The organism is Roseicyclus sp., assembly GCF_018402035.1.
Taxonomy (GTDB): Bacteria; Pseudomonadota; Alphaproteobacteria; order Rhodobacterales; family Rhodobacteraceae; genus Roseicyclus.
On sequence record NZ_JAGYJN010000053.1, the window covers coordinates 1 to 2,369 of the forward strand.

A 2,369-nucleotide genomic window follows, 5' to 3' on the forward strand; every position below is an offset into this window, starting at 1 on the left:
GTTGCGGCAGGCCCGTCATGGGCATCGAGCACCAGCTTGGAGGGTGCCCAAACGCTGATCTGACCATGGCGCATGGCCCAATCAAGTTCGGTCCGGCTATCGACCACGACACAGCGCGCATCGCGCGAGGCCAGAACCCACGCCGCCTGTTCGATGGCCAAAAGGTCGATCCGGCGCTGTGGCATCAAATGCATGGCACGGGGCATATCGGTTTCGGGGCGACCCACGCATAAGATCACCGGGGCGCCTGCCGCCTCGAGCTGGTCGAGCATGATGGGAAGATCAGGGCGCGCGATGGCCACAGCCGAAAGAAAGACGATACGCGGATGCGGCGCATCCTGTGGCAACAACACCCGTTTGCGGCCCAAAGGCGCGTTGCGCAAAATCTCGACCCCCAGCACATAGGGGCCACGGTCAAGCTTGCCGATCCGCACGATGCAGCGCGTGGCCAGCGGATGGGTCAAAATCCGGTCAGCGATCCGGGCTGCGAGCGTTTCAAGCAGGTTGACCCGCTCGGCGGCAAGGGCCGCATCGATCGCCTCGACGATGGTGTCATAGCTCAAGATCCGGTCAACATCATCGACCGCCTGCTCGGCGCGGGTTGCCACCTCGACCACGACATCGAATTGCACGGTCTGGGTCACGCCGCGTTCGGCCTGAAAAGCGCCGATCTCGACCTCGCGACGGTGTTCGGTCATGGCGATACGGTCAGGCGGCGGATCGCCCGCAAGCGCCTTGGCCCGTTCCGATGGATGCCCGAAGGCCAAGCTGATCTCGTCATTCATGGGCGCGACCTAGCACGACCTGCAGGGCCGATCCATGTCCACAGGCGGCAAGCCACGGGCTGTCCGCGACTGATCAATATTGTTGACGATAAAAGATATGCGTGCCGTAGCGCGCCGTGCGCGGATAAACGCGCGCCCAACGCGGGTTGACGTAATCGGCATGGTAATGCGTGGCACCCGCCGTCAGGTTGCGCGGCGCACCATCCATCATGATGCGCGCGATCTTGCCCGCGCGGTCCCATGCAAGTTGATCGGTGACAACCTCGGGGATACCGTCGCAGGTATAGGTGAACTGACAGGCATAGCGCCGCCCCGTGCCTTGATTGACCACTTCGCAGACCGTGGCGGGGTAATTCTTGTTGTCGACACGGTTCAAGATCACCTCGGCCACGGCATATTGGCCTTCGATTTCTTCGCCGCGCGCCTCGAAATAGATCGCCTCGGTCATGCAGCGCCATTGGCGATTGCCGCGCACACGCGGCATGGCATCAAGCTGGCGGGCCGACATCACATGCCGCGCGCCACCCCGGTTGGAGGCGGTGAAGGGCGTGCCGATCCGGCGCAAACGCTCGCCCGACAATGTCGACAGCGAGCTTGCCTCGACCCCCATCAAGGCACCGATGCGCAGACCCAGATCGCCGTTGCTGGCGGGATTGGAGGAGCTATAGGTCACCTCGGCATGCGCCAGCGACGCGCCCATGATGAACATGGCCCCGCACAAGGCAAGAAAGCGTCTTGGCTTTGCCATTCGCATATCCTTTCCGAGGTCTTTCGCCCCGATACGGTCATTCACTGCTGCTGCCGCTGATTCGTTTTATTACCCAAGCTTGTGCAAAGCGCCAAATCGGCACCGAATCTTGCGGGAAAGCGTGATGGCCCCGCTAGGTTTAGACAAGATTTTGAAATCAATAGCTACCCGACACCGACATTAGCTGAGCATCGCCCGGCAATTACTTGTCTTGAATGGATAATTGCGCAGCAGCCAGCTTGGCGACAGGCACCCGGAAGGGCGAGCAAGAGACATAATCAAACCCCGCCTTGCGGCTAAAGGCGATGGTGCCGGGATGGCCTGCATGTTCACCGCAGATCGACAGCACCAGATCAGGGCGCGCGGCACGCCCACGCGCGGCACCCAAAAGCATCAATTCACCCACACCGTCGATGTCGAGTTGCTGAAACGGATCTTCGGGGAAAACGCCTTGCTGCACATAATCCGACATGAAGCGCCCCGCATCGTCGCGCGACAGACCATAGGTCATCTGGGTCAGATCGTTGGTGCCGAATGACAAAAAGGCCGAATGATCAGCGATATCGCCCGCGCGCAGGCAGGCGCGCGGTGTTTCGACCATCACACCAAGGCGATAGGTGAATTCCTGCCCGGTTTTCGATTTCACCTCGGCGGCGATGGCATCGACGCGGGCCTTGACCAATTCCACCTCGCGCCGGGCCGAAACCAGCGGGATCATGATCTCAGGGACGACCGGCGCGCCCTTGGTCGAGGCTTTGATCGTCGCCTCGAAAATCGCGCGCGCCTGCATTTCATAGATCTCGGGCACGGTCACGCCCAAGCGCACGCCGCGCATG

The 2,369-nt window shown here is 61.5% G+C and carries 3 protein-coding genes; all 3 read right to left on the reverse strand.

The features are described 5' to 3' along the window. Window positions 1-785 (reverse strand): dihydroneopterin aldolase (locus KG698_RS15035; protein ID WP_213686357.1); only part of this gene is annotated, 785 nt, incomplete at its 3' end. Between the two features lie 73 nt (window positions 786-858). Next, complete coding sequence (locus KG698_RS15040; protein WP_300984196.1) at window positions 859-1,533, reverse strand: cell wall hydrolase; 675 nt, start codon at window positions 1,531-1,533, stop codon at window positions 859-861. Between the two features lie 202 nt (window positions 1,534-1,735). Then, a partial coding sequence (locus KG698_RS15045) for a putative PEP-binding protein (protein WP_367114131.1) occupies window positions 1,736-2,369 on the reverse strand: 634 nt, incomplete at its 5' end.

Excerpts from the sequence above, each read along its gene's own strand:
- KG698_RS15040 (WP_300984196.1), bottom strand. The coding sequence starts at position 1,533 with ATGGCAAAGCCAAGACGCTTTCTTGCCTTGTGCGGGGCCATGTTCATC.